This window comes from Flintibacter hominis, assembly GCF_014287965.1.
GTDB classification, from domain to species: Bacteria; Bacillota; Clostridia; order Oscillospirales; family Oscillospiraceae; genus Lawsonibacter; species Lawsonibacter aceti.
The window spans coordinates 49,126-75,625 of the sequence record NZ_JACOPO010000003.1 but is presented as its reverse complement, the minus strand read 5'-3'; the positions used below and the strand labels follow the sequence as shown (position 1 = coordinate 75,625).

Genomic DNA, 26,500 nt, shown 5'->3' with positions numbered 1-26,500 from the left:
AAAAGAGAATCGCTGACCTACCGAATCGGTACTCTGTCAAAGTATTTGTTCCATTTGGACTATATGTTTCCTTTGGCCTTCCATTTTCTGTACCCGATCAAAAGTCTCCTGGTCAATGATAGCCTCATGAGCATCCTCTACCAGGTACATATCCAACTGCCCATCGTTTTTGACTTGCTTTCCGGTCAGGAAATCCGGCGTATAGCTTTTCTGCATCAGCACCTGCCCGATGTACTTCTCGTTACTCAACATCCGATCGATGGTGGAGGTGCTCCACTCCCTCTTCCCTGTCACGGTTTTGATCCCGTGTTCTTCCAGGTAGCGTTTGATCTTCCGTACACCGTTCCCCTGCACATAGAGATCAAATATCTTCCGTACGATCTCCGCCTCCTCCGGGACCACCCGCAATATACCGTCTGGTCCTTTTGTATAGCCAAGAAATTGAGAATGGTTCAGTATAGTTTTCCCGCTTTTCATCCGCTGACGCAAACCGAACTTGATATTGTCGCTTTTGTTCTGGCTCTCTGCTTGATTAAACGTGGTATACAGATCAACGACACTGTCCGGAGATGTCAGTGTATGGATCCCGCCCAGTTCAATATACACTCCAATACCCATTTGCTTCAATCTCCTGATCGTAGTCATGGTTTCTTTTGCATCTCTTCCGAAGCGGCTCAGAGATTTCACAAGGATCAAATTGATTTTTCCTTTTCTACAATCTCTCAGCATCTTTTGGTATCCGGGCCGATTCTTCGCGTGGAGCCCGGAGGCATTGTCCGCATACACAGCGACAAACCTCCAAAAGGGATTTCTCTTGATGTATCGTGTAAAGTACTCAATTTGCTTTTCCAAACTTTGCTGTTGTTCTTCGTAAGGGGTGCTGACCCGACAATAAGCAGCGACTCTTAATTGCTGACTCCAGATAGAACCGTTCTCTTTCTCCTGTGGAATCTCAATCACATAGCCAGACATAGCAAAACCTCCATGATACCACTGACCAGCAGTATATCACGGAGGTTTTACAATAGAAAAAGCTACATTTCAGTCTTACTCCCAAGACTAAAATGTAGCTTTTAACTTGGCGGAGTAGGAGGGATTCGAACCCTCGAGCCGTGTTAGCGGCTACACGATTTCCAGTCGTGCTCGTTATGACCACTTCGATACTACTCCATAGCTGAAAGGGAAATCTACTACATTCCCTGCTGTCGACAGTCACAACGACAGCGTATTGTATTATACCAGTTTTTTTCGTTCCGTCAACCCCTTTTCGAAAATTTTTCTCGTTTTTTCTCGGATAGAGCTCCAGATCAAAAAACGTCTCTATTCCAAGCCCCTGTGCCTCTTGACTATGGCTCTCTTTCCTTTTATATTTTTATTGGAATTCAGAATATCGATCCAGGAAGGAGCACATCATGAATCTGTGCGACATCGACCAGATCAAAGCCCTGCTGGCCCGGCACGGCTTCCGTTTTTCCAAATCCATGGGACAAAATTTTTTGATCCAGCCGTGGGTACCGCGGGATATCGCCTGTTCTTCTGGCGCCGGCTCCGGTAAAGGGGTGCTGGAAATCGGTCCAGGCATCGGCCCTCTCACCCGGGAGTTGTCCCTGCTGGCCGACCAGGTGGTTTCCGTGGAGTTGGACCGCTCCCTTCTCCCTATCCTGACAGAAACTCTGGGGGACAGGGACAATGTGGAGATTGTCTCCGGTGATATCCTGAAGCTGGACATTCCGTCCCTGGTCCGGGAGCGATTCCAGGGGCTGGAGCCCATCGCCTGTGCCAACCTGCCCTATAACATTACCACTCCTGCCATCACCGCCCTTCTGGATGCGGGCTGCTTCTCCTCGATCACTATCATGATTCAGCGGGAGGTGGCTCGGCGCATCTGTGCCACTCCGGGCAGTGGAGATTACGGCGCCTTTTCCGTCTATTGTCAGTATCACGCCGAGACGGAACTGCTTTTTGATGTCCCCCCGGACTGTTTCCTCCCCGCACCCAAGGTGACCTCCTCCGTCCTCCGTCTCACTCCCAAGGATCCGCCCGATGAGGTGGATGACCCGGACCACTTCTTCCGCGTGGTAAAGGCCGCCTTTGCCCAGCGGAGAAAAACCCTGCTAAATGGGTTAAGCGGCACCTTCCGTTCTAATTTTTCCAAAGAACAGCTATTAAGCGCCATCTTAAGCTGCGATCTCCCCGCTGATGTCCGGGGAGAACGGCTGTCCATTCCCCAGTTCGCAGCCCTGTCAAAGGCCCTAAGGCAGCGGGATATCAGGCCTTAGCTCGGGCAAGGGCTCCTTTATTTTCCAAAAAGCAATAAGACCTATAACTAAATTGTCGTCACCAATAACATTGACTTTATTCCTTTCAGCGTGTATGATTATATCGATTTTAAGCTATTCCCTGCCGCCCTGTGCAGGAAGATCATTTCAGAAAAGAGGTCACAAACATGGCAACTATTGATCTGAGCAAATATGGCATCACCGGCACCACTGAGATCCTCCACAATCCCTCCTATGAAACCTTATTCGAGGAAGAGATGAAGCCCGGGCTGGAGGGCTATGACGTGGGCCAGTTGACTGAGCTGGACGCCGTTAACGTCATGACTGGCATCTACACTGGCCGCTCCCCCAAGGACAAGTTCATCGTCATGGACGATGTTTCCAGGGATACCGTGTGGTGGACCTCTGACGAGTTCAAGAACGACAACAAGCCCGCCTCCAAGGAGGCCTGGGACGAGTGCAAGCGTCTGGCCATCCAGCAGCTGTCCAACAAGAAGCTGTATGTCATGGACGTGTTCTGCGGTACCAACCACGACTCCCGCATGGCCATCCGCTTCATCATGGAGGTAGCCTGGCAGGCCCATTTTGTTAAAAACATGTTCATCGCCCCCACCGCTGAGGAGCTGGAGAACTTTGAGCCTGATTTTATCTCCTATAACGCCGCTAAGGCCAAGGTGGAGAACTATAAGGAGCTGGGTCTGAACTCTGAGACTGCCGCCATTTTCAACCTCACTGAGCGCGAGCAGGTCATCCTGAACACCTGGTACGGCGGCGAGATGAAGAAGGGCATGTTCTCCATGATGAACTATTACCTGCCCCTCAACGGCATGGCCTCCATGCACTGCTCCGCCAATACCGACATGAACGGCGAAAATACCGCCCTGTTCTTCGGCCTGTCCGGCACTGGCAAGACTACTCTGTCCACCGATCCCAAGCGCCTGCTCATCGGCGATGACGAGCACGGCTGGGACGACGAAGGTGTGTTCAACTTCGAGGGCGGCTGCTACGCCAAGGTCATCAATCTGGACAAGGACGCCGAGCCTGACATCTACAATGCCATCAAGCGCAACGCCCTGTTGGAGAACGTCACCGTTGACAAGGACGGCAAAATCGACTTTGCGGATAAGTCCGTCACCGAAAATACCCGCGTGTCCTACCCCATCGACCACATTGAGAAGATCGTGCGTCCCAAGTCCAAGGGCCCCGACGCCAAGAACGTCATCTTCCTGTCCGCCGACGCCTTCGGTGTGCTGCCCCCCGTGTCCATCCTGACCCCGGAGCAGACCCAGTATTACTTCCTGTCCGGCTTCACCTCCAAGCTGGCCGGCACAGAGCGGGGCATCACCGAACCCACTCCCACCTTCTCCGCCTGCTTCGGCCAGGCCTTCCTGGAGCTTCACCCCACCAAGTACGGTGAGGAGCTGGTGAAGAAAATGAAGAAGTCCGGCGCCAAGGCCTACCTGGTCAACACTGGCTGGAATGGCACTGGCAAGCGTATCTCCATCAAGGACACCCGCGGTATCATCGACGCCATTTTGGACGGCTCTATTCTGAAGGCCGATACCAAGACCATCCCCTATTTCAACTTCGAGGTGCCCACCTCCCTGCCTGGCGTGGACCCCGCTATTCTGGATCCCCGGGACACCTATTCCGATCCCAGCGAGTGGGAGACCAAGGCCAAGGATCTGGCTTCCCGCTTCGTGAAGAACTTCACCAAATACACCACCAACGAGGCCGGCAAGGCCCTGGTAGCCGCCGGCCCTAAGGCCGAGTAAGCACTCCGCGGACTAAAATCGCGCCCCTGTCTAGGGGCGCGATTTTCCTGCTCTAGAGAAGGGAGTCAACGATGAAGCACCTTCAACCCTCTGAATCCCTTGCCAATGGTCTACTATTGGCCTTTGCCGGTGGAATGATGGACGCCTACACCTACTTGTGCCGGGGGCAGGTCTTTGCCAACGCGGAAACAGGCAATCTGGTACTGCTGGGCATTCAGCTGGCACAGCGTAATTGGGGACGCGCCCTCTACTATCTCTGGCCTATCATGTCCTTTGCACTGGGCGTCCTGCTGACCGAGTGGCTCCGCTCTCACTTCACTCCCCTGCCCGGCCTTCCCCACTGGCGGCAGTTGGTGCTGGTTGTGGAGTGCGGCGGGCTGCTTCTGGTCTCCCTTTTGCCTGTGGGACCGCTGGATTGGCTGGCCAACGTGATTGTCTCCTTTGTCAGCGCCATGCAGATCGAGAGCTTCCGCAAATTTGAGGGCAACCCATTTTCCACCACCATGTGCACTGGAAACTTGCGCAGCGGCACAGAGAAGTTGTATCGCTGCCTGTTCCTTCGAGAGGAACGGGCAGGCCGTGGAGCCCAGGATTATTACTCTGTCATCCTCCTCTTTGTGTTGGGCGCTCTTGTGGGTGGCCTGTGCGCCGACCTGTTGGCTGGACGCTCGATCCTGTTGGCCTGTCTCCCCCTGTCCCTCGCCTTTCTGCTGATGCTCCGCGAACCACAGTAATAATCAAAAGAGGTGTGGATATCTTTTGGTATCCACACCTCTTTTTTATTCAATACCCATAGCTCTTTCGCTTTGCCAGCAACAGGGTCACGGAGATGACCGCTCCTATGCCTTCCGCCGCCACAACAGCGCTCCAGATACCGTCGATACCGAAGATCAATGGCATCACCAATACCATACCTCCCCGTAGGAGGAAGGACCGCATAAAGGAGATAAACGCGGAGACCGCTCCGTTGCACAGGGCTGTGAAAAAGGCGGAGGCGTAGATATTCAGCCCGCAGAAAATATAACACAGCGCAAACAGACGGAATCCATGCACTGTCATCTTATACAGCTCCGCATCGAAGCCCACAAAGGCGGCGGCAAGGGGCGCACTGGCCAGCTCAGACACTGCCACCATCGCAGCCGACGTGATTCCAATCATCATTAGATTCCTTCGGCAGATTCCCTTCAGCTCTACGGAATCTCCGGCGCCAAAGTGGTAACTCACGACGGGGGCACAGCCAATGGAGTATCCCAGAAAAACAGCAATAAATATGAAATCCACATACATCATCACGGAGTAAGCGGCCACTCCCATCTCCCCTACCAGGCGCATAAGCTGGATATTATAGAGAATCCCTACTACCGATGCAGATATATTGCTCATCAGCTCAGAGGATCCGTTAATGCAAGCATCCCACAGAGCTTTAGGATAGAGGGCGGTAGGGACCAGGCGGAGCTCCTTCTCTCCACCCCTCAGGAAACAGGCAACGGGGAGCAGCCCACCTACACAGTATCCCAGCACGGTGGCAAGCCCCGCTCCGGCTATCCCCATATCAAACAGCGCAATAAATACATAGTCCAACACGATGTTGGTCAGCCCGGAGGCTATTGAGAACATCAGGCCCACATGGGGTTTCTCCGCTACTACAAGAAAACTCTGAAAGCTAGTCTGGAGCATAAAGGGTACACTGCCCGCCAGCAGGATGCGGCCATAAATGACGCAGTCCCCGATCAAAAGGTCGCTGGCCCCGGCCAGCCGTGAGATTGGCTCCACCAATATCACGCACACAACTGAGAGGGCCGCCCCCAATATAGCCACACAGAGGATAAACATAGAAAAGTAGCGGTCGGCCAGCTCCTTTTTCTTCTCCCCAAGCGTCCTGGCCACAATGGCGCTGCCACCCGTTCCCAGCATGAAGCCAAAGGCCCCAATAATCATCGCCACTGGAAAGATGATATTAACCGCCGACAGGGCCAAATCCCCCACCAAATTGGCAACGAATAGACCGTCCACCACACTGTAAAGAGATGTGAATACCATCATCACTACGGAAGGGAATGTAAAGCGCAGCAACTTTCCATATGTGAAATGATCCGATAATTTGATCTTCATCTTTGCCATATCCCCTCTGGGCCTTCCCGTTTAAAAAGGGGGCGTGCGGCTTCCCACAGGGCGTCCAGGTAATGCCGCTCGGCTTGGATTCTGGACAGGCGCTCTCCAGCTCCCAAGTCCAGGAATGCCTTTTCCTCAAAGGCAACTACTTGGTCTACACTTTCCTGTGAAAACGCCTCTCCCTTTTCTGTTAAGCAGATCTCCTTGTTGCGCTTATCCTCTGACGAGCTTCTCAGCTTAAGCAAGCCCCGCTCCTCCAGACTTCTCACCCCGGAATGTATGGTCTGCTTGCTTAAAAACAGCGCACCCCACAGATCAGTGGCAGACAGGGGCCGTCCCTCCTCACGCAATGTATAGAGGATCCAGAACGCGCTGTCCGACAGCCCGAAGTGTTTAGCCAAGGCGTGATAAAACTCGTTACATTCCTTATACATACGATTGAGCTCTCGATTGAATTGGCTAAACGTCAACTCTTTCATAGTTCCCTCCAAAGGTCCGAATTCAGACTTTTTTAGTATAGTCTGAATTCAGACTATTGTCAATCTCTTTTTTAGGATATTTTAAAAAAACGCTTGACTTGGAGTATACTCCAGTGTATACAGTAGGAGCAATCAAACTACACTGTGAGGTCTGCCAAATGAAACATGGTTTGTCTAATTCTGTAATCTTCGCACGCGGAGAGGAAAACACCGACTTTGCCCAGTATTTTGTTGGACGAAGCTATCTGAACATACTGTCTCTCCAAGGCGTAGTCATCGGCAACGTCACCTTTGAACCAGGCTGCCGCAATAACTGGCACATCCACCAAGCTTCCCAGAGTGGTGGTCAGATCCTGCTATGTACCGGAGGCCGGGGCTGGTATCAGGAGTGGGGCCAGGAACCCAGAGAACTCCATGCTGGTGATGTGGTCCATATCCCCGCAGGCGTCAAGCACTGGCATGGCGCAGCCAAAAACAGTTTGTTCGTCCACCTGGCGGTAGAAGTTCCTGGACAGGATACCTACAATCAGTGGTTGGAGCCGGTGGATCAGAGCCAGTATGACCTGCTGCCCTGACAATCAGTTCTTCATGGCAATACAAGGAGGAGATCACCTATGCCGCTGTCTGAAACCGCCCAAAAAAATTATACTCGGATGTTTGGAGATTTTCCGCCTCCCCTGGCTGACTCCGACCCAGAATTTACCCGTCTGTTTCTGGATTTTGCGCTGGATGAGGTACCAAGCCAGACAAAGCTAGACGACCGGACCCACTTTTTGACTGTTCTGGCTGCCCTCATGGGGTGCCAGGGACTAGACTGTTTTCAGGCCATGGCCCCTGCCGCTCTTCGTTCCGGCCTCTCTCCAGTGGAACTGAAAGAACTAGTCTACCAGGGAACCGCCTATCTGGGTCTGGGGCGGGTGCTCCCTTTTTTGAAGGCCGTCAATGAGGCTCTCACCGCTGCCGGTGTCCCTCTGCCCCTGGAGGAGCAGGGCACCACTGATCCCGACAGCCGTCTGGAAGCAGGCAATCAGGCCCAAGTGGATATTTTTGGGACACATATGCGTGGCTTTCAAAATAGCGGGCCCCAGGAAAGCCGCCACATCAACCGCTGGCTGGCCGGCAACTGCTTTGGCGATTATTATACCCGCGGCGGGCTGGATTACCGGGACCGAGAGCTTATCACCTTCTGCTTTCTGGCCGCCCAAGGTGGCTGTGAACCTCAGCTCACTAGCCACGCCGCCGCTAATCTGCGGCTGGGAAATGATAAGCCCCTTCTAATCCGGGTGATCTCCCAATGTCTGCCCTATATTGGCTATCCTAGGAGTCTCAACGCCCTTACCTGCATTGATTAGGCAGCTACAAAATAAAAGAACAGGAGAACTACAACATGAAATACCGCATACTGGGCCGCACTGGCCTTCGGGTCAGTGAGATTGGCATGGGCTGCGAGGGGCTGGTAGACAAGCCCTATACAACCGTGAAGGAATTTATTGACCAGATGGAGGAGAGCGGCATCAACTGCATCGACCTCTACTCCCCTGACCCGGATATGAGGTCTAACCTGGGTCGCGCCCTCCGGGGGCGCCGCAACAAGTTTGTCCTTCAGGCCCACCTGTGCACCATCTGGAAGAACGGTCAATACAAGCGGACCAGGAACATCGACGAGGTGCGCGAGAGCTTTGAGGATCAGCTCCACCGCCTGGAAACGGACCATGTGGAGATCGGCATGGTCCACTATGTGGATTCTCTCTCTGACTGGGAGGCGGTCCAGTCTGGGCCGGTCATGGCCTATGCCCAGCAGCTGAAGGCGGCGGGCCGCATCGGCTGCATCGGTCTGTCCAGCCACAACCCCCAAGTAGCCCAGGCGGCAGTGGGCAGCGGTCTTATCGACGTGCTCATGTTCAGTGTCAATCCCTGCTACGATCTGCAGCCCGCCAGCGAGGATGTAGAGGAGTTGTGGGCGGAGAAAAACTATGAAAAAGACCTAGTCAACATGGACCCACAGCGCCAGGCCCTCTATGAGAGCTGCCAGAGGCAGGGAGTGGGCATCACCGTGATGAAGGCTTTTGGGGGCGGCGACCTGCTCAGTCAGTATTCCCCTGCCGGAAAGGCTCTTACCCCCTTTCAGTGCCTCCACTATGCCCTGACCCGCCCCGGTGTGGCCTCAGTCATGTCAGGGGCCCGAACTCTGGAGGAACTGCGTGTTTGTTTGGACTATGAGCAGGCCAGCGAAGAGGAAAAGGACTATGCCGCCGCCTTTGCCTCCCTGCCTAAGATCAGTTGGAAGGGACACTGTATGTACTGCGGTCACTGCGCTCCCTGCCCTAAGGGGATTGACGTGGCCTCCGTCACCAAGTTTTTCAATCTTGCCAAGGCGCAGGGCCAGATTCCGGAAACGGTGCGGGAGCATTATATGGGCCTCCCCAGCCACGCTGGGGCGTGTATCGCCTGCGGCGCCTGTGAGAATCGCTGTCCCTTTGGCGTCCCTATCATCCGAAATATGGCGGACGCCGCCGCTCTGTTTGGACTGTAAGGAGGACTGTTCCATGACCATTGCCGAAGTGAGCAGACAATATGGTATCTCTGCCGATACCCTGCGGTACTACGAGCGTATCGGACTCATTCCTCCGGTCCCCCGGAACAAGGGCGGCATCCGTGACTATGACCAGGAGTCCTGCGGCTGGATCGAGCTGATGAAGTGTATGCGTTCGGCCGGGGTACAGATCGAGGCTCTTATCAAGTATGTGGACCTATTTCAGCAGGGAGACGCCACTCTGGATGCCCGAAAGGCTCTGCTGATGGACCAGCGGGATCGGCTGGTGGCCCGCATGGCGGATATGCAGGCCTCGCTGGACCGGCTGAATGACAAAATCCAGCGTTATGAGCAGGGGCTGATGTCCCAGGAGCGCCTGCTCCAGCGACTCCATACGGAGCGCCAGATGTAAAACTGTCCATAAAAGGCGCCCGGCTTATTGACCGGGTGCCTTCCCCTGTATTTTATTAATCGCCCTCCGGCCTCCCACGGAATTCTTTTGTCCATTTCCTCTGGAATATGCTATAATGAGAGCAAAGCACGTTCTCTTCTGGAGATGGAAGCGGACCGGGAGGTAATTTCTATGCAGTACATACTATATTTTTTGATCGCCATCGGCGCTACCACAGTGGGCTCCCTCACGGGGATGGGAGGCGGAGTTATCATCAAGCCGCTGATGGATGTGATGCACCACTTCGATGTGGAGACCATCGGTGTCTTGTCCTCCATCACGGTCTTCTCCATGTCCGCTGTTTCCATTGGAAAGCAGATGCTGGCCAAGGTACAGATTCCCTTTCAAATTGCCATTCCCCTCTCTCTTGGTTCTGTGGTGGGCGGCTACATCGGACAGTGGATGTTGAGCGCCATCGTATCCGGCGTTCAGGCCCAGGGCTTGGTCACCGTAGTCCAGAACGGACTGCTGGCCGTCCTCATCCTGTGTGTCTACCTCTATATGAAGCATAAGGCGAATATCCGGGGGCTCCAGCTCTCCGGGGTCCCGGTATCCCTGGCGGCCGGCTGCTTTCTCGGCATCTGTTCCTCTTTTCTAGGGATCGGCGGCGGCCCGATCAACGTAGCCCTTATCATCTACCTATACTCTGTCAGCACGAAAATGGCCACTGTCTGCTCTCTGATGACCATTCTTTTTGCCCAGATCTCCAAGCTGGTCACGGTGGCCCTTTCTACCGGGTTTCTGGTATATGACCTGTCTGTCGCTCCGGTCATGGTGGTGGGCGCCATCGCCGGCGGCTTTCTCGGCGCCAGCTTGAGCAAGCGGTTCTCCGAGGCGGGAGTCGAGCGGGCCTTCAACTGCGTTCAGCTCCTGGTGCTGGCCATTGCCCTGTTCAATATCGCCCGCAACCTGATTGGGGGGTGAGCATGGGAAATCTCACTTTCTTAGTCAAGCCCGCCTCCAGCCTGTGCGGGATGCGATGCCGCTACTGCTTTTATGAGGACATTTCTGCCCTTCGGTCCGTCAAGAGCATGGGCGTTATGTCACTGGAAACCGCGCACCGGCTCCTGGAGTCTGGCATACAGGCGGCAGGTCCTCATGGCTCCCTCCAAATCACCTTCCAGGGCGGCGAACCCACGCTGGCTGGTCTGGACTTTTTCCAAAGTTTTATCGCTTTGGAGCGGGAGCTCTGCCCTTCTACAATCCAAATCAGCCACTCCATCCAGACCAACGGAATGGCGCTGGATGGAGACTGGGTCCGGTTTTTTCAGGAAAATCGGTTTCTGGTAGGCCTGTCTCTGGATGGAAGCCGGGAGATCCACGACCGCTTCCGGGTGGACGCCCAGGGCCGGGGAAGCTGGGACCGGGCGACCCGTTCCCTGGCCCTTTTGGACAAGGCCGGTGTGGAAACCAACCTTCTGTGCGTCATTACAGGTCCTCTGGCCCGCAGCGCCCAAAAGGTGTATCATTCTCTGAACAAGCTGGGCAGCCATGCCCTTCAGTTCATCCCCTGCCTGGACCCCCTGGAGGGGGAACGTGGGTGTATGCCCTGGTCTCTGACCCCCCAGCGGTACAGTCAGTTTCTTCGAGACCTGTTTGACTGCTGGTATCTGGATTTGCAGCGAGGCCACTATGTGAGCATCCGTCTCTTTGACGACTATCTCCGCATCCTGGCCGGGATGCCCCCCAGCACCTGTGCCTCCTCTGGTGCTTGCGGAAGCTACTTGGTCGTGGAGGGGGACGGCGGCCTCTATCCCTGCGACTTCTTTGTGCTGGACCAGTGGTATCTGGGCAATATCCACCAAATGTCTGTAGAAGAGGCCGTCCAGAGTCCGAGAGCCCTGGCCTTTCTGGATGAGGGCCGCCGCCGGCCCCGAGACTGCCTTGGCTGTCCCCACCTCTCCCTCTGCCGGGGCGGGTGTCCCCGGGATTGGACTGGACTTGGACTGGACAGAGCAAACTACTACTGCCCTGCCTTCCACGCCTTCCTGGACTACGCCCTCCCCCGGCTTCGGCAGGCCGCGGGAGCCATTCTATCTAAATAAACAAAAAAGCCCTGAGCGGTCCTGTCTGGACTGCTCAGGGCTTTTTTGTTTCAAAGTTCCCGAATGGAGGTGCCGATGTAGATTTTGGGTTTCATCACATAGGTATAATTTTTGTCGTCACAGTCCCGGCGCTCAATCATGGTCATCAGGCGGGTAGCCACCAGTTGGCCCACCTTCCTACCCTGATGGACAGAGCAGGTGATCCCCTCTGCTTCCCAGTCATTCCCAGAGTAGTCAAAGCAGACCAAGGAACAGTCCTCAGGAACCCGCCTTCCCTGCTCCTCCAACACCTGGCGCACCAGGCGGTAGATCATATAGTTGCAGCATACCACCGCAGTATACTTGGGCAGGCTCCGCAGAAAGCGGTCAATGGAGCGGGCAAAACGGGGATCGTGGGCCTCGTTAGACACGCACCACTTGATATAGTCGTCCTGGTAATCCACCCCCCGCTTGATCAGGGCGGCGGTGGTTCCCTGGAATTTCTCAATGCTCTGATAGTTGTCATAGACGAAAATACCCGCAATCTGCCGGTGTCCCGCCTGTACCAAAAGCCCAATCAGCCGGTCAGCGCACTCCATGTCGTTGACGATGACCCGGGGATAGTGCAGATTTTTATAATAGTTGTTATAGAAGATGACCGGGATGCGCCGGCGATAAATTTCCTGATAGCAGTCCAGATTTGGGTTGAGCAGACTGGCCTTTACACCGTCGATAATAAAGCCATCAAAATGCTGGTGCACCACTGTCTGTAAGCAGCGCCGTTCCGTGGAAAACTTGTTGTCTGTAAAGAACACCCGCAGATCCACCCGGTCAGCGGGGAGCACGCTCTTTACCCCTTCCAGCAGACCGGAATTGGCGTTGGAATCCTGCCCCTGAAGGATCAGTCCAATCTTTTGGGCGGTGGATCCCACATCCAGTTCTCTTGACAGGGCGGCCTCCTTATTGATGTAAGTACCACTGCCCTTTACCCGGCGGATCAGTCCCTCCTGGTCCATACGGGCCAGGGCGGACCTGGCCGTCTCCCGGCTGATGTCCAGCCGGCGGCACAGGGCGTTCTCCGAGGGAAGCTTCAAATTGCCGGAAAACTTGTTTTCATCAATATAGGCCAGCAACCAGCGGTAGACCTGCTCCGACTTTTTATCGGCGCCTGCCAAGGAAATTCCCTCCTCAGTCAACAATGGCCGGCCGGGTCCCCTCCGCCCGCTCGATCCAGTCCGCCAGGCGGGCACGCATATCCTCCTTCACCTGGGCATAGGAGGGATCGGCTACCACGTTGTTCAACTGCCAGGGATCGACCTTCAGATCATAGAGGAAGTCGTCCGCGTAGAGGTCAGAGGCTGCCGCCTCGCCGCCGTTGACACCGGGGGCATAGACAGAGTAGAGATAATTGGCCGTACGGACGCAGCGGCCCACCCGGCTCTCCGAAATCTGGGCGAACACCTGGTTAGGTCTATTATCGTCCTTTTTCTCCACTACGTCAAGGAGGTTCTCTCCGATCATCTCATCGCCCACGTCTACACCAGCTAGGGCCAGAATGGTCTTGGGCAGGCTTTCGGTGGACACCAGCTCCTCCACCGCTACACCGCCCTTGAAGGGGCCGCCGGCGATGACCAGGGGCACATGGAGGGCGCCGTCATGGCAGGATCGCTTGTAGTCATCGTAGCCGTTGAGATGGCCGTCGGTGTTTCGGGTTTTGAAGTGGGAGCCGTGGTCGGAGGCAAAGATGATGACGGTATTATCGTACAGCCCCTCCTTTTTCAGCCGCTCCACCAGCCGTCCCAGGTTCTCGTCCAGGCTGGCGCACTGGCCCAGGTAGTCAGGGTACTCCTCCGCGGCGTTGCCTTTGAGCACCTCCAGATCGTGGGGCAGGACGAAGTTCCTGTACTTCTCCTTGGAGCCCTCGGGTCCCTCGTAGTGCTTGCGGTCATTCTGGTGGTGGGGCTCGATTTGGGAGATGGTCATAAAGAAGGGCTTTTTCCGGTCATAGGTGTCAAAGAACTCCAGCGCCATGTTGTTGATGCAGTCGGCCCGGTAGCCCTTGAAGTCGACACGGTTGTTGTTCTCGTCGAACACATAGCCGTCATAGCCGTGGGAGGTAAACTCCAACACGTCGGCGGCCCTCCAGTATCCGGTATATCCACCCCGAAGCTCCTTGGGAATGGCAGTGATGGTGTGGTCAATCGTGGGGGGCTTCTCCAGCTCGCCGTCACTGGCCAGGTGCCACTTGCCGATGTAGGCGGTCTCATATCCCGCCTCCTCGATGTAGTTTGCCAGAGTCTTGACGCCAGCGGGCAGCATGATGTTGTTGCGGAAGCAGCCCGTCTCGGTGGGATATTTTCCGGTCTGGAACAGGGCGCGGCAGGGGCCGCACACCGGCTGGGGGGAAAAGGCGTTATCAAACTTCACGCCTTCCTGGGCCAGTTTGTCCAGATTGGGGGTGATGTCCAGAGGCTGGCCGAAACAGCCGCAGGTATCCCAGCGCTGCTGGTCGGTGAAGTAAAAGATAATATTATTGGGCATATCAATTGTCCTCCTTCTGGACGGCGGCCTTGGCAGCCTTGGCCTCTTTCAGCTTGCCGCGAATGATGGCGGCCAGCGCCACGACGATCAGCGCCAGGAATATCTTGCAGTAGATACTCTGGAAGAAAATGCTGGGGCTGCCGTCGGAGATGAGCAGGGCACGGCGGAAGTTGGTCTCGGTCATGCTGCCCAGCACCAGGCCCAGCAGGATGGGCACGGGAGGCAGGTCCAGCTTGCGAAGGACCCAGGCCAGCACGCCGAAGATGAGGGCCACGCCCACGTCAAAGTAGTTTTCGTTAACGGAGTAGGCGCCGGCAAAGCAGAAGATCACAATGATGGGGGTAAGAATCTCCTGGGGGATGGAGACCACTTTTGCAAACAGGGTGGTAAGGAACTTGCCCTGGAGCAGCATAAAGAGGTTGACCAGGATGAGTCCCAGCATGATGGCATACATGATATCGCCATCTGTAGTGAACAGAGAAAGGCCGGGGTTCAGGCCGTTGATCATCAAGGCGGAAAGCATGATGGCCACCGTGCCATCGCCTGGGATGCCCAGGGTGAGCAGGGGGATCAGAGTTGCGCCGGTAACGGCGTTGTTGGCCGATTCGGCGGCGGCGATGCCCTCCACGGAGCCGTGGCCGAACTCCTCTGGATGCCTGGACAGGTTCTTGGCAGTGTTGTAGCTGAACCAGGACGCCTCGGAGGCGCCGGTGCCGGGGATGATGCCTACCATCACCCCGATGATAGAGGACATGATCACCGGGCGGGCCATGCGTTTATACTCCTCCCTGGTGATCTTGCCGTCGTCCTTGATCTTGGTGGTGTCCAGATTTAGGCTGCCCAGCCGCTTTTCCGCCTTGGCCAGGATCTCCACCAGGGCGAACAGGCCGATCAGGCAGATGGCCAGATCCAGCCCGAGATACAGCCGGGAGATGCCGAAGGTGAAGCGGTCATAGCTGGTCATGGGGTCCGTGCCCACGCAGGAGATGAGCAGGCCCAAGCAGGCGGAAATCAGGCCCCGGATGATACTCTTGCCGGAGACACCCGCGATGATGGTCAGGCCAAAGACACAGACCATAAAATACTCCGCAGTGCCCAGCTGGGCAGCCACCTTGGCCACCTGGGGCCCCAGGAACAGCAGCATCAGGGCGGAGAACACGCCGCCAAAGGTAGAGGCGTACAGGGCAATCTTCAGGGCCGCCTTGGTCCGCCCCTGCTCAGACAGAGGATGGCCGTCCAGCATGGTGGCCGCGGCGTGTGGCGTACCCGGCGTATTGATCAGGATGGCGGATACGCTGCCACCATAACCGCCGGCGCAGTAGATGCCCAGCAGGAACATCATGCCCGGGATGGCGGTCATGGTATAGGTGACGGGCAGGAACAGGATGACGCACAGGATCACGCTGAGTCCGGGAATAGCGGCAAAGACCGATCCGACGAACACGCCGATATTGATCCACAGGATATTTTCCAGCGTGAAAAGAAGGCCGGTAGCGGGAACGATATATTGCATCATAAAACGTTCAGCCTCCTTCTTAAAATTCCACATTCAGGACGAAACGGAAGCACGCCCAAATGACCACAGCCAAGGTGATGGTGATCACATAATAAGAGGGCTTTTTGCAGCGGAAATAGACCAAAAAGCCCAGACAGCAGAACACAGCGCCCACCACAAACAAGTCGGTGAAGCGGCACAGCAGATAGGTGATAACCAGAATGGTCAGGATAGCCAATGCTTTCAGCTCGGTCTGGAGGTTGATCACCTTCCAGTTGAGGGGCTGCTTGGTAAAGAGCTTATACAGCTCCTTGACGATCAGCATCCCGCAGCAAATCATCATCACGACCATCAGCAGGGTGGGGAAGGCGCGGCCATTCACTACGTCCTTGTCCGACACGATCACCTGCTGGGGCATAACGAACAGGATTGCCAGCGCAAAGAGAAAAAAGAGAATTCCCACCGTCAAGTCCACAGGGATGCGGATCTCTTTTTCACAGAGCTTTTCTCCCCATGCGTCCAGACGGGCATGGAATCGATTGATCCAGTTTTTCATCCGAATAAAAACCTCCTCAGTCTGCACACACATAAAACCGGGGAATGGGTGGGATATTTCCCCATCCCATTCCCCAGTTATTGTGGTTGGTCAGGATCAGCCGGCAACGATATCCTTGTACTCGTTGACGATGTTCTTTACATTCTCCACATGGGCGTCCACATCCTCCTGGGACATGGGGTCAACCTCCAGCAGCATAGTATCCTGCAGCCAGGCGGCAACTTCCTCATCGGCCAGGATCTTGCCATACAGCTCCTTCAGAGCAGCTACAGTGGCCTCGTCCGTACCAGCACGGGCCATGATGAAGCAGCGGTTGCGGAAGTAGGGATAGCCCTTCTCACCGACGCCCTCCACGCCCGCGAAGGGTCCATGCTCCAGAGCCTTCTCATCAAAGGCGCAGGGGATGGTCACGCCGCCCTGCTGATAGGTCTCCAGAATTTGGGACTGGTGGGAGACGGCAAACTGGGTCTCGCCCTTGGCCACAGCCTGAGCGGCCTCGGCGGCGGACTGATAGGGAGTCAGCTTCAGCTTGTCACCGGCGCCCATCTTTCCGAACAGGGCTGCGGCCAGGAATGCCTCAGAGCTGGTGGCGCCGTTGACAGCCACACTGATCTCATTGCCGGCGGCTACATAGGCCTCCAGGTCGGCGATGGTCTTGATATTCAAATCAGCGGAGGCGGAGAGCACAAAGATGGAGGAGTAGAGGTTTTCCACATAGGCAAAGTCCTCAGCGGTAAACTTCATTTTGGCAGGATCGATGATGGAGGTAATAGACAGCAGGCCCTCGCCCACAAATACCAGCTCTGGATCATTGGCCTTGGTGTCCATGACCCAGGTATTGACAGTGGCGGCGTCGCCCTTAATTGCCTCGGCGACCAGAGTGATTGCGTCGGAATACTCAGTGGACTTAGAGGCGGCCTTCTGGCTCACCATAGCCGCTACGCCGGAGGGGGCCCAGGGGCAGGTCACCTTCCAGCTGGACTTCTTGACAGTAGTGGAGGGGGTGCTGGTGCTTGTACTAGAATTGCTAGAGCTTCCGTCATTGGTTCCGGTGTTTTTTCCGCTGTCGCCGCAGCCAGCCAGCAGGCCAACGGCCATTGCGAGAGCAAGAGATAAGCTAAGTAAACGCTTTTTCATGATTCATTCTCCTTTTTCATAAATTTTCCAGAATTTGGTTGTGTGACTACCACACTAGTTATCCTCAATATATCATGGTGGTTTTTCTCAATCAACAGATTTAGAATAAATTTTTACAAAGTTGTATGGGAATAACCTTTTTTTAGAAATGCTGTATTGTTTTTGTTAAATATTTGTGTGTTTTATACAATTTTTATGGCCCATTTTTGACAGACTCACTCAGTGGCTGATAAGAAGTTTTATATTCAACAGATCTATTTCATATAAACTCTTTTGAATGAAAACCAAACAATTAATTGAAAGAAACCGCACTCTTTATAGTTTAAGAAAGCAAAATCTTAATCTAGTGTGTGGTTCGAATGCTAAATGCAAAAAAGATAACTTACTCAGATTGGCTCAACCTATTTCTGAGTATTTAATGCTCCAAAAGTACAAACCGCCCTTCCGGCGGAAACACAGAAAAACCTAAGAAGTAGTCCATACAATAGTTGAATAAAATTTTTAGATGCAATAAAAAAGACGCCGAAGCAAGACTTACTTACTTCGACGTAAAAAATAGTTAAAATTGATATTGCTGCTCAATAAAATAAGAGCGCCACAAATCGGCGGCCCTAAAGCACCTCAACAACCAAGAGTTCTATCTGAAGATGAGAAGCAACTATTTAGGTGCGCTTTGACTTTAAAAAAGTCGGAGCAAGCCATTATAGCTTGCTCCGACGTGGTACGGCTGAAGGGATTCGAACCCCCGACCTACTGGTTCGTAGCCAGTCACTCTATCCAACTGAGCTACAGCCGCATACCGCAAAGAGGATTTCCTCTTGACAGCTTGGTTATTATAGCACAGTCAGATTTAAAATGCAACCATTTTATTCAAATTTTTTGACTAATTTCTTTTTTTCTTTACACTCATAATTTTTTCTTCCAAATTACCTTGGCCTTCGGAATTATTTTTAAAATAAAGCGGCCCCACGGCGTTTGCCGTGGGGCCGCCCTGCTTATCAAACAGAGGATCAGCCACCGAATACCTTGATCATAAAGCCAGCAGCGCAAGCGGAGCCGATAACACCGGCCACGTTGGGGCCCATAGCGTGCATGAGCAGGAAGTTCGTGGGATTCTCCTTCTGGCCGACGACCTGGGAAACACGGGCGGCCATAGGCACCGCAGATACACCAGCGGAGCCAATCAAGGGGTTGACTTTACCGCCAGTCAGGACATACATCAAGTCTCCCAGCAACAGACCGCCAGCGGTAGACAGCAGGAAGGCAGTCAAGCCCAGAGCAACGATACCCAGAGTCTGGGGAGTCAGGAACTGATCAGCAGTGGCTTTAAAGCCCACAGACAGTCCCAGAGGAATGGTCACGATGTTGATCAGAGCATTCTGAGCAGTATCGGACAGGCGCTCGGTGACGCCGCACTCACGGAACAAGTTACCCAGCATCAGCATACCGATCAGAGGAGCTGTATCGGGGATCAACAGCACCACGAAGATGGTTACAGCGATGGGGAAGATAATCTTCTCCGTCTTGGAAACCACACGAAGCTGGCTCATCTTGACCTGACGCATCTTCTTGGTGGTCATCAGCTTCATCAGCGGAGGCTGGATCAGAGGTATCAGAGCCATGTAGGAATAAGCCGCAATGGCAATCGCCGGCAGTAGATTCACAGACAGCTTCGATGCCGTCAGAATGGCCGTCGGGCCATCAGCACCGCCGATCACGCCGATAGCGGCCGCGTCAGCGGGAGTAAAGCTGATCAGGCCGTTGGTAATGGGACCCAGAGCCAAAGCCATCAGGAAGGCCGCAAAGATACCCAACTGGGCGGCGGCGCCCAGCATCAGAGATACGGGGTTGGCCAGCAGAGGGCCAAAATCCGTCATAGCGCCAATACCCATAAAGATAATGGATGGGTATATGGCGTATTGGACGCCCTGATAGAGCACCCACATAAAGCCCACCGTTCCGCTGTGGGTGGCGGCATCATAGACGGGCTCGTTGAACAGCCCGGTGACCGGCAGGTTAGCCAGCAGCATACCAAAGGCGATGGGAACCAGCAACAAAGGCTCGAAGCCCTTGCCAATGCCCATATATAGCAGGACACAGGCAATAAACAGCATGAGCGCGGTTTTCCAATCCAGAGCGGCAAAGCCAGAACCCTGCATGATCTTAGTCAAAACTTCCGTTACAAAATTCATACTTTACCCCTCCTTTCAACCGATGGTGACCAACAGGTCATCGGTATTGACAGCGGTACCCACCACAGCGGAAACGGACTTGACGGTGCCGTCCGCAGGGGCGGAAACTTCGATTTCCATCTTCATGGCCTCCAGAACCACCAGGACATCGCCTGCCTTTACGGACTGGCCTACGGAGCACTCTACCTTAAAGATGTTGCCGGGCATAGGGCTCTTGACCGCTGTCTCACCAGCCGCCACCGCAACGGGGGCGGCTGCGGTCGGAACCGCGGCCGGAGCAGGCGTAGCGGCGGGAGCAGGGGCGGCAGCCACAGGGGCAGCCGCGGCAGGAGCCGCAGGGGCGGCGGCAATATTGGTGATGCGGAAGGAGTTGGGCGCCATCCCGGACTCCTCAGCAACCGCAGCCATCATAACCGCAACCAGCTCACCCTCATCCACAGCCGGTGCGGCAGGCGCAGCCGCCGGGGCGGGCGCGGGGGCGGCTTTCTTTTGCGGAGCGGGAGCGGCAGACTTTCCCTCGATGGCGTTCACGATCTTGGAAATAACCATGATAACCAGCATCAGGATGGCCAGCATCAGGAATACCACAAGCAGACCACAAACGGCGACCATTAGCGCCTCCGGGACTGAAAGCGGTTCAAATGGATTCAGGATTGCGATATCTGCATTAGGCATAGATCATAGTCCTCCCTTAACCCAGAGTGACCAGCAGATCGTCCGTATTGACAGCGGTGCCTACCACAGCAGAAACAGCCTTGACCGTACCATCCACAGGTGCGGAAACCTCAATTTCCATCTTCATGGCCTCCAGAACCACCAGGACATCGCCTGCCTTCACGGACTGGCCCACAGAGCACTCCACCTTAAAAATGTTGCCAGGCATGGGGCTCTTGACTGCCGTCTCACCGGCGGCCACGGTGGCGGCAGGAGCCGCAGCGGGAGCAGGCGCTGGGGCGGGAGCGGGAGCGGCGGCAGGAGCAGCCACAGGGGCGGCCACGGGAGCGGCAGCCACAGGGGCGGCGGCAGGAGCAACGGCCGCGGGAGCGGCGGCGCCAGTTTTCTCCACGGTCACGCTGTAAACCTTGCCGTTCACTGTAACGTTGTAGTTCATAGCTTGTTTTCCCCTTTACAATTTATTAATCGGCCGCTTAAATACTGACACGGGTATTTCTACTCCAGTATTCACGGCTTATGGTTCTCTCCCGCCTGTTTTAGAGGCGGGAGAGAACTTAAAATCGTGGATATTATACCAGTTTTATCCGTCTTATGTCAAGGTCCGGGTAAATGAGATAAAAATATCTATATAGAAACTTTACAGCACGTCGGCAAATGCCTGGATCGCGGTGCTGGCCTGGCCAAAGTCCCGCATCTGCTGGTCCACACCCAGCTTGATGTGGGGGATGCCCGCCCCATCCAGAGCTTTCTTCAGGTAGGGATACTCCATCTCCTCGGGGTCGCAGAACTGCTGCATGAACAGGACCAGACCCTGAGCGCCGGAGTCCTTGACCAGCTTGACCACAAACTCGCCACGGCGGTTCTGGTTAGAGTGCTCATCGTACAGCAGCACGTCGTAGTCCTGATCAGCGAACTGCTGGGCCAGCGCCATCATGGGGTCGCCGGACTCAGCAGCGTCCACCAGACAGGGACGGCTCTCATGGGCCACATCGTCGGCGACAATGGCGATCTTATTGTCGTCAAAGATTTGCAACAGCTTGGGGTTGTCGCAGATGATGCCGGAGGTGACCACCTTCTTACCCTTCCAGTTGCTGGCGGGCAGCTTGGACAGCTCCGCGTTCAGCCGCTCCAGCAGATCGGTGTGCTCATCCTTCAGCATGAACCAAGAGGAGCGAAAGACTGCGGAACGGTTGACAGCGGAGATTACATCAGGGTGCTGGCCGGCCAGCTTGGCAAACTCCCTGCGGGCGGCCCGGCTGCGGTTATACACCTTGATAGCATTCCGCAACGCCTCGTCCGTAATAGGAGCGCCGGAGATCTTCTCTAACTCGTTCTTCACATGAGTGTACTGGTCCACGCAGAACTGCAGACCGAAAGCGGGCTTGCGGTGCTGAGGGTGGGCCAGGAAAATGCAGGGCAGCTTGCCCTCCATAGCCACCCGGAAGTTCTGGCTCATGGGGCGCAGGGTGTCACAAATGGTGGGGGTAATCAGGCCGTCCAGGTCGTCCAGTGTGCCATCCAGCAGCATCTCCAGCGCCAACTGGGCGATGGTGCAGTAGAAGGTGGCACAATACTCCTTGGCCTGGGCGATGGTCTTGCTGTTGCTGCCCCAGATGCCCATGGGCACCATCCCAGCGGCATAGACCAGCTCCTCAGGGGCGTAATAGGGCAGGACGCCGATGACCTTCTTACCCTGCTCCTTATAGGCCTTGATCCGACGATAGGGGTGGTCGGAGGCCTCCTTAAACTGATTCAGCAGTACCTCGATGCTCATTTCTCAGCAGCCTCCTTCGCAGCTTTGTTAGCCTCCATGGCCTCTACCAGGCCCTGGACACGGGTCTCATACTGGGCCTCGTTGAAGTTACGGGGATCGGCCTGGTCGCCGTCAAAGCCGGCGCAGGGCACACCCAGATCCTTAGTAAAGCGGCGCTGCATCTCGGCCATGTAACCGGACCAGGGCTTGCAGGAACGGTTATAGTGGACCAGCACGCCGTCCACCTTGTTGTCCCGGCAGATGCCCTCACGCCAATCCACGCCCTGCTCGATACACACAGAGTTGGGGGCCTTGCAGTAGGCGCGGACCATCTCGTCCATGTTATTGTACACGAAGCCGAAAGCGGGGGCGTACACAACGGCGGTGACGTTGACACCATGCTCCTTCAAGGGCTTGAACAGGGAGGGCAGCTTGGGCCAGCAGGGGATGCCCTCGAACATGACGCGGTACTGCTCCGGGAAGGGCGTTGTAGACTTACCCTCCTTGATGGCCTCATCCAAATCGCGGGAGAGCTGCTCAAAAGCCTCGGCAGCCTCCACACGGCCGCGGGCGGTCACAACGTCGGCCATGTGGTTGAACAGGTCGAAGCCGGAGTAAGGAGCGGGCTTGTACTGCAGATAGTCGCACACCTTCAGCCAGGCCTTGGCGGTCCGATTGGCGTTGGCGCAGGCTTCGTCAAACTTCTTCTCGTCAAACTTTTTGCCGGTCAGCTTCTCCAGATCGTGAATAGCGTTGTCAAACTGGCCGCGGATATAGGCCACATAGGTATCGTCTACTTCTACCGTATTGTTATAGGGGATATCGATCATGATCAGTGGGATATCGCACATACGGGCAATATTCTCATACCACTTGGTCATGCAGTTGCAGATGTTGTTGCAGCACAGCACAAAGTCGGGCTGAGGCATGCGCATCTGGCGGTAAGGCTTGATGGCCTCCCGGCGGAAGTTCTTATAGGCGATCTCCTTCTCGGTGGTTTCAGGCAGAGCCTCGATCTCATAGATGTCATCCAGCACGGTGTAAGGCTGCATGGTTTTGGGATCCTTCTTGGGCTTGCCAGTCTCAGGGTCGATGACCACCTTGCCGTTCTCGTCCTTCAGGGGCTTTCCGCTGTTGGGGTTGATGACAAACTCCAGCGTTTCAGGGTCAAATTTGCGGCTGGCGCGCTTGCCGGCGGCATAGGCCAGGCTGATACGGGCGTAGCCGCAGATGTCGTTGTCAAAACCCAGGTCCTCGGCGGCCTGACACATGATCTCGCCGTCCCGGTTGGCGGCGATACCGGCGGCCTGGTTTTCAGGGTACATTACGTTCAGGTCAAAGGCGGCGGCCAGCTCACAGGGGAACTTGGAGCTGGACCAGCCCACCAGCTTGCCCTCTTTCTTGGCCACACGGGCGTCGGCGTAGACGTCCTCAACGACCTTACGCAGAGCCTTTACGCCAGGACTTACTTCTTTAGCCATTGTAAATTCCTCCTTACCGGAAAATCAATTTTGCGATCGGCCGCCGAGACAGCGGCCATACTGCGTTACTTCTCTTTGAATGCGCCAATTCCGGCGATCACCAGACCGATGACCGCTATCAAAACCGCAAACTCTCCCCTGCTCATCAGGTCTCCCACAATTGGGAGCCATATCTCCGACAGCAGTAAGACCAGCGCAAACAAAATCAGCGCGATTCCAAAGAAGATCTGTTTCATCCCTTCTGCTCCTTCAGATACTTCTGATAGGCAAACAGGGCGGCGCCCAGGGCGCCGTTATACTGGGTCAGAGGCGAGGTATGGATGGTGTGGCCCAGCTGCTCCTCCAGAGCACTGACGATGCCGATGTTCTGGGCCACGCCTCCGGTCATAACTACCTGGTCCCTAATGCCCACCCGGTGGGCCAAACCGGCCACCCGGTTGGCCACAGAGTGGTGGATGCCGTTGATGATATCCCGCTTATCCGTGTCCTGAGCCAGTTGGCTGATGACCTCACTCTCGGCGAAAACCGTGCAGGTGGAGCTGATGCCCACGTTTTTGGTGGACTGGGCGCCCAGAGTGCCCAAATCCTCCACCTTCACCTCCAGCACTCGGGCCATGACGTCCAGGAACCGGCCGGTGCCAGCGGCGCACTTGTCATTCATAACGAAGTTGGTCATCACGCCGTTCTCAATCTGGAGGACCTTTACATCCTGGCCGCCGATGTCGATAACCGTGCGGACCTCAGGGAAAAGGAAGGAGGCCCCTTTGGCGTGGCAGCTCAACTCGCTCATCTGTTGATCGGCAAACTCCTCCAGGGAGTTGCGGCCATAGCCGGTAGCCAGGATATAGCTCATCTCCTCCCGTGCCTTGCCCGCGTTCTCCAGCACCTGGGAGATAGCCCGCTGGGGCCCGCTGGTGCCGGCACCCACGGGAATCAGGGACTTGGCGACGATGTCCTTGCCATCGGCCAGCATAATGCATTTGGAAGCGGTGGAACCGATATCGATCCCAAGGGTATAGATACTCATACGGTCAATTCTCCTTGTATTGCTTAGATCGGCCGGATCGCAGCGCGGCAAAAGGCCGCTCCCCCATCGATCCCATCCACACCCGCATCCGGGGACCTGCCGGCTGGGCAGCTCCCCGGCCGGATGATAGCGCAGGTGTCAGATCACCGGTGGCCCTCGTCGTAGTCCTTGATGGTCCGGGGCAGCAGCATCTGGTGGAAGGGGCAAATGCTCTCAGGATTCTGATAGCAGGAGTCGGTGAAGGCCACGATGTAGTTGCGCATCATGGGCAGGTCCACCACCTCGTCCACCAGACCGGCCTGGGCGCAGAACAGGGGCTTGGACTTGACATCGTAGTCGTCGATCAAGGCGTTCATCTTGTCGATGGTGGGCTGCAGATCCTTGCCCGCCTTCTGGTCCTTGGCCAGACGGCCGGTGTACATGGCGTTGGCGGCGGTCTTGCCGTTCATGACGTTGATCTCGGTGGCGGCGGTGCCCAGGGAGAAGGCGTTGTTGTCGTTGCCCTGGGGCCCACCCAGGACATAGTGGGCGGCGGCGGTGCCGCGGCGCAGGGTAATCTCCATCATGGGCAGCTTGCTGCTCTGGATGGAGTAGATCAGGGACTGGCCCAGGCCCAGCAGCTCGGCCACCTCGGCGTCGTCACCCACGTCGATGCCGGTGGTATCCTGAATCCAGATCATAGGCAGGCGGTCACGGGCACACAGGGTGACAAACTCGTTCATCTTGATCAGCCCCTGGCGGTACAGCTTGCCGCCCGCGCCCATAGACTGGCCGTATTTGGCCACTTTATACTCAGGGTAGTTGGGGAACACGCCCTGCTGATTGGCCACCACGCCCACCAGCAGGCCGTCCACCTTGGCGATGCCGGTGATCATCTCGGGGCCGTAGCCCTTCTTGTACTCCATGAACTGGCTGCCGTCAAACAGGCGGCCGATGACAGAGTACATATCATAGGGACGGTTCTTGTTGTTCAGCACCAGGTCGTACAGCTCGATATCGGACATGGCGGGGGACTGGGGCGCGTCCACACGGAAGAACTCCAGGTCGAAGGTGGGCAGCATATCCACATACTTCTTGATACCGGCGATGACCCCCTCCTGATCGGCGTACACCTCGCGGAAGAAGCCGGTCTGACCGTAGTGGATGGAGACGGATCCGGGAGGATCGGCACGCAGGCCCTTGGTGGCCTCGATCTGGGCCAGAGCGGCCTCCATATCCACATGGGGCTTGGGATTCATGCCGCCTACGATACCGGCGCCGCCTACGGCCATATTGGCCTTCTCATGGGCGATCAACACGGTGGGAGAGATGGAGTGGTAGCCGCCGCCGGCGGGGTTGGTGCCGTGAATGCCTACGATAACGGGAATACCCATCTGGTTCAGCTCAGAGTTGCGGTAGAAGGGGGTGCCGCCGCCCCGGCGGTTGGGGTACACCTTCTCCTGCTTGTCCAGCTCCACACCAGCGCACTCCAGCAGATAGATCAGAGGGATGCGCAGCCGCTTGGCAGTATCAGAGCCACGGAGCAGGTTATCCGCCTGACCGGGAACCCAGGTACCGGCGTGCTTCTTGTTATCGGAAGCGATGATGCAGCACCACTTGCCGTTGACCCGGCCCAGGCCCTTTACGATGGAGGTAGAGCCGTTTTTGTTGTGCTCGGGGTTGTACAGGCTGTTCAGGGGGCACCAGGTGCCGGCGTCCACCAGCAGCGCGACACGCTGCATAGCGGTGAGCTGTCCCTTGGCGTTCATGTCCTCGTCCGCCTTGCCGGCAGACAGGGCGTCTACAATATGGGCGTGGATGTCGTCCTCGATGGCCCTCAGCTCGGCCACGTTCTCGGCGTTGACCTTAACAGGCTTGCCCACCACAGGCATGTTCTGGAAATAGCGGGGCATGGAATAGTTACCCAATGTAATTTCCTCCTTTTATATCGTATCATCTCTGATGCGCGCCGTGCCACCCAGGCGACCATAAATTGTATTGGGTCGCCGAC

Annotated in this window: 25 protein-coding genes and 2 tRNA genes; 9 read left to right on the top strand and 18 right to left on the bottom strand. The window is 55.8% G+C overall.

Going from position 1 to position 26,500, the window contains the following annotated elements; all coding sequences use genetic code 11:
* Window positions 1-36: 36 nt before the first annotated feature.
* Window positions 37-972 carry a recombinase family protein gene (locus H8S11_RS05560; protein ID WP_186852484.1) on the bottom strand — a complete coding sequence of 312 codons (936 nt, stop codon included), beginning with the start codon at window positions 970-972 and terminating at the stop codon, window positions 37-39.
* A 107-nt stretch (window positions 973-1,079) separates the two neighbouring features.
* Window positions 1,080-1,170, bottom strand: a tRNA-Ser gene (locus H8S11_RS05555).
* Window positions 1,171-1,412: 242 nt separating this feature from the next.
* Between H8S11_RS05555 and rsmA the strand changes: the two genes are divergently transcribed.
* The 3 genes from rsmA to H8S11_RS05540 all read left to right on the top strand — a co-directional run bounded on the left by rsmA (window position 1,413) and on the right by H8S11_RS05540 (window position 4,788).
* Window positions 1,413-2,279: a 16S rRNA (adenine(1518)-N(6)/adenine(1519)-N(6))-dimethyltransferase RsmA gene (gene rsmA / locus H8S11_RS05550; RefSeq protein WP_186852483.1), complete on the top strand. Its 867-nt coding sequence runs from the start codon at window positions 1,413-1,415 to the stop codon at window positions 2,277-2,279.
* 167 nt (window positions 2,280-2,446) lie between these two features.
* Window positions 2,447-4,054 (top strand): phosphoenolpyruvate carboxykinase (ATP), encoded by a 1,608-nt coding sequence (gene pckA / locus H8S11_RS05545; RefSeq protein WP_147571183.1) that lies wholly within the window; start codon window positions 2,447-2,449, stop codon window positions 4,052-4,054.
* A gap of 71 nt (window positions 4,055-4,125) precedes the next feature.
* On the top strand, window positions 4,126-4,788 hold the full coding sequence (locus H8S11_RS05540; protein ID WP_186852482.1) for a YoaK family protein: 663 nt from the start codon (window positions 4,126-4,128) through the stop codon (window positions 4,786-4,788).
* 49 nt (window positions 4,789-4,837) lie between these two features.
* On the opposite strand, the gene H8S11_RS05535 is transcribed toward H8S11_RS05540, so the two are convergent.
* Window positions 4,838-6,097 (bottom strand): MATE family efflux transporter, encoded by a 1,260-nt coding sequence (locus H8S11_RS05535; RefSeq protein ID WP_366460774.1) that lies wholly within the window; start codon window positions 6,095-6,097, stop codon window positions 4,838-4,840.
* 65 nt (window positions 6,098-6,162) lie between these two features.
* Window positions 6,163-6,645 (bottom strand): MarR family winged helix-turn-helix transcriptional regulator, encoded by a 483-nt coding sequence (locus H8S11_RS05530; RefSeq protein ID WP_186852480.1) that lies wholly within the window; start codon window positions 6,643-6,645, stop codon window positions 6,163-6,165.
* A gap of 158 nt (window positions 6,646-6,803) precedes the next feature.
* Between H8S11_RS05530 and H8S11_RS05525 the strand changes: the two genes are divergently transcribed.
* The 6 genes from H8S11_RS05525 (at window position 6,804) to H8S11_RS05500 (ending at window position 11,674) form a co-directional block, all read left to right on the top strand.
* Window positions 6,804-7,220 (top strand): cupin domain-containing protein, encoded by a 417-nt coding sequence (locus H8S11_RS05525; protein WP_186852479.1) that lies wholly within the window; start codon window positions 6,804-6,806, stop codon window positions 7,218-7,220.
* Window positions 7,221-7,259: 39 nt separating this feature from the next.
* Window positions 7,260-7,997 (top strand): carboxymuconolactone decarboxylase family protein, encoded by a 738-nt coding sequence (locus tag H8S11_RS05520; protein ID WP_186852478.1) that lies wholly within the window; start codon window positions 7,260-7,262, stop codon window positions 7,995-7,997.
* Between the two features lie 35 nt (window positions 7,998-8,032).
* The gene (locus H8S11_RS05515) at window positions 8,033-9,178 is read left to right on the top strand and encodes an aldo/keto reductase (protein WP_147571189.1); all 1,146 of its coding nucleotides are present in this window, start codon (window positions 8,033-8,035) and stop codon (window positions 9,176-9,178) included.
* 13 nt (window positions 9,179-9,191) lie between these two features.
* Window positions 9,192-9,590 carry a MerR family transcriptional regulator gene (locus H8S11_RS05510; protein WP_147571190.1) on the top strand — a complete coding sequence of 133 codons (399 nt, stop codon included), beginning with the start codon at window positions 9,192-9,194 and terminating at the stop codon, window positions 9,588-9,590.
* A 171-nt stretch (window positions 9,591-9,761) separates the two neighbouring features.
* Window positions 9,762-10,553 (top strand): sulfite exporter TauE/SafE family protein, encoded by a 792-nt coding sequence (locus H8S11_RS05505; protein WP_147571191.1) that lies wholly within the window; start codon window positions 9,762-9,764, stop codon window positions 10,551-10,553.
* A gap of 2 nt (window positions 10,554-10,555) precedes the next feature.
* Entirely contained in the window at window positions 10,556-11,674 is a 1,119-nt protein-coding gene (locus H8S11_RS05500) for a radical SAM/SPASM domain-containing protein (RefSeq protein ID WP_147571192.1), read from the top strand.
* 50 nt (window positions 11,675-11,724) lie between these two features.
* Here H8S11_RS05500 and H8S11_RS05495 read toward each other — a convergent pair whose 3' ends face one another.
* The 14 genes from H8S11_RS05495 to H8S11_RS05430 all read right to left on the bottom strand — a co-directional run bounded on the left by H8S11_RS05495 (window position 11,725) and on the right by H8S11_RS05430 (window position 26,402).
* Entirely contained in the window at window positions 11,725-12,828 is a 1,104-nt protein-coding gene (locus H8S11_RS05495) for a GntR family transcriptional regulator (RefSeq protein ID WP_147571193.1), read from the bottom strand.
* A gap of 13 nt (window positions 12,829-12,841) precedes the next feature.
* A complete protein-coding gene (locus H8S11_RS05490; RefSeq protein ID WP_147571194.1) occupies window positions 12,842-14,194 on the bottom strand; it encodes a sulfatase family protein in 1,353 nt (450 codons plus the stop codon).
* A gap of 1 nt (window position 14,195) precedes the next feature.
* A complete protein-coding gene (locus H8S11_RS05485) occupies window positions 14,196-15,710 on the bottom strand; it encodes a tripartite tricarboxylate transporter permease (protein WP_147571195.1) in 1,515 nt (504 codons plus the stop codon).
* Window positions 15,711-15,729: 19 nt separating this feature from the next.
* Entirely contained in the window at window positions 15,730-16,245 is a 516-nt protein-coding gene (locus H8S11_RS05480) for a tripartite tricarboxylate transporter TctB family protein (protein ID WP_186852477.1), read from the bottom strand.
* Window positions 16,246-16,341: 96 nt separating this feature from the next.
* A complete protein-coding gene (locus H8S11_RS05475; RefSeq protein ID WP_147571197.1) occupies window positions 16,342-17,382 on the bottom strand; it encodes a tripartite tricarboxylate transporter substrate-binding protein in 1,041 nt (346 codons plus the stop codon).
* 719 nt (window positions 17,383-18,101) lie between these two features.
* Window positions 18,102-18,178 (bottom strand) — tRNA-Arg (locus tag H8S11_RS05470).
* A gap of 214 nt (window positions 18,179-18,392) precedes the next feature.
* On the bottom strand, window positions 18,393-19,574 hold the full coding sequence (locus H8S11_RS05465; protein ID WP_147571198.1) for a sodium ion-translocating decarboxylase subunit beta: 1,182 nt from the start codon (window positions 19,572-19,574) through the stop codon (window positions 18,393-18,395).
* A gap of 15 nt (window positions 19,575-19,589) precedes the next feature.
* Entirely contained in the window at window positions 19,590-20,249 is a 660-nt protein-coding gene (locus H8S11_RS14340) for an OadG family transporter subunit (RefSeq protein WP_147571199.1), read from the bottom strand.
* A 16-nt stretch (window positions 20,250-20,265) separates the two neighbouring features.
* On the bottom strand, window positions 20,266-20,685 hold the full coding sequence (locus tag H8S11_RS05455; protein WP_147571200.1) for a biotin/lipoyl-containing protein: 420 nt from the start codon (window positions 20,683-20,685) through the stop codon (window positions 20,266-20,268).
* A 201-nt stretch (window positions 20,686-20,886) separates the two neighbouring features.
* Window positions 20,887-22,023: a (R)-2-hydroxyglutaryl-CoA dehydratase subunit beta gene (gene hgdB, locus H8S11_RS05450; RefSeq protein ID WP_186852476.1), complete on the bottom strand. Its 1,137-nt coding sequence runs from the start codon at window positions 22,021-22,023 to the stop codon at window positions 20,887-20,889.
* On the bottom strand, window positions 22,020-23,483 hold the full coding sequence (gene hgdA / locus H8S11_RS05445) for a (R)-2-hydroxyglutaryl-CoA dehydratase subunit alpha (RefSeq protein ID WP_147571202.1): 1,464 nt from the start codon (window positions 23,481-23,483) through the stop codon (window positions 22,020-22,022). Before hgdA ends, hgdB begins: the two co-directional genes overlap by 4 nt.
* 65 nt (window positions 23,484-23,548) lie before the next feature.
* Window positions 23,549-23,719 carry a hypothetical protein gene (locus H8S11_RS05440; RefSeq protein WP_186852475.1) on the bottom strand — a complete coding sequence of 57 codons (171 nt, stop codon included), beginning with the start codon at window positions 23,717-23,719 and terminating at the stop codon, window positions 23,549-23,551.
* A complete protein-coding gene (gene hgdC, locus H8S11_RS05435; RefSeq protein ID WP_147571203.1) occupies window positions 23,716-24,510 on the bottom strand; it encodes a (R)-2-hydroxyglutaryl-CoA dehydratase activase HgdC in 795 nt (264 codons plus the stop codon). The genes H8S11_RS05440 and hgdC overlap by 4 nt, the downstream gene beginning before the upstream one ends.
* Before the next feature lie 143 nt (window positions 24,511-24,653).
* Complete coding sequence (locus H8S11_RS05430; RefSeq protein ID WP_340405806.1) at window positions 24,654-26,402, bottom strand: acyl-CoA carboxylase subunit beta; 1,749 nt, start codon at window positions 26,400-26,402, stop codon at window positions 24,654-24,656.
* Window positions 26,403-26,500 lie beyond the last annotated feature (98 nt).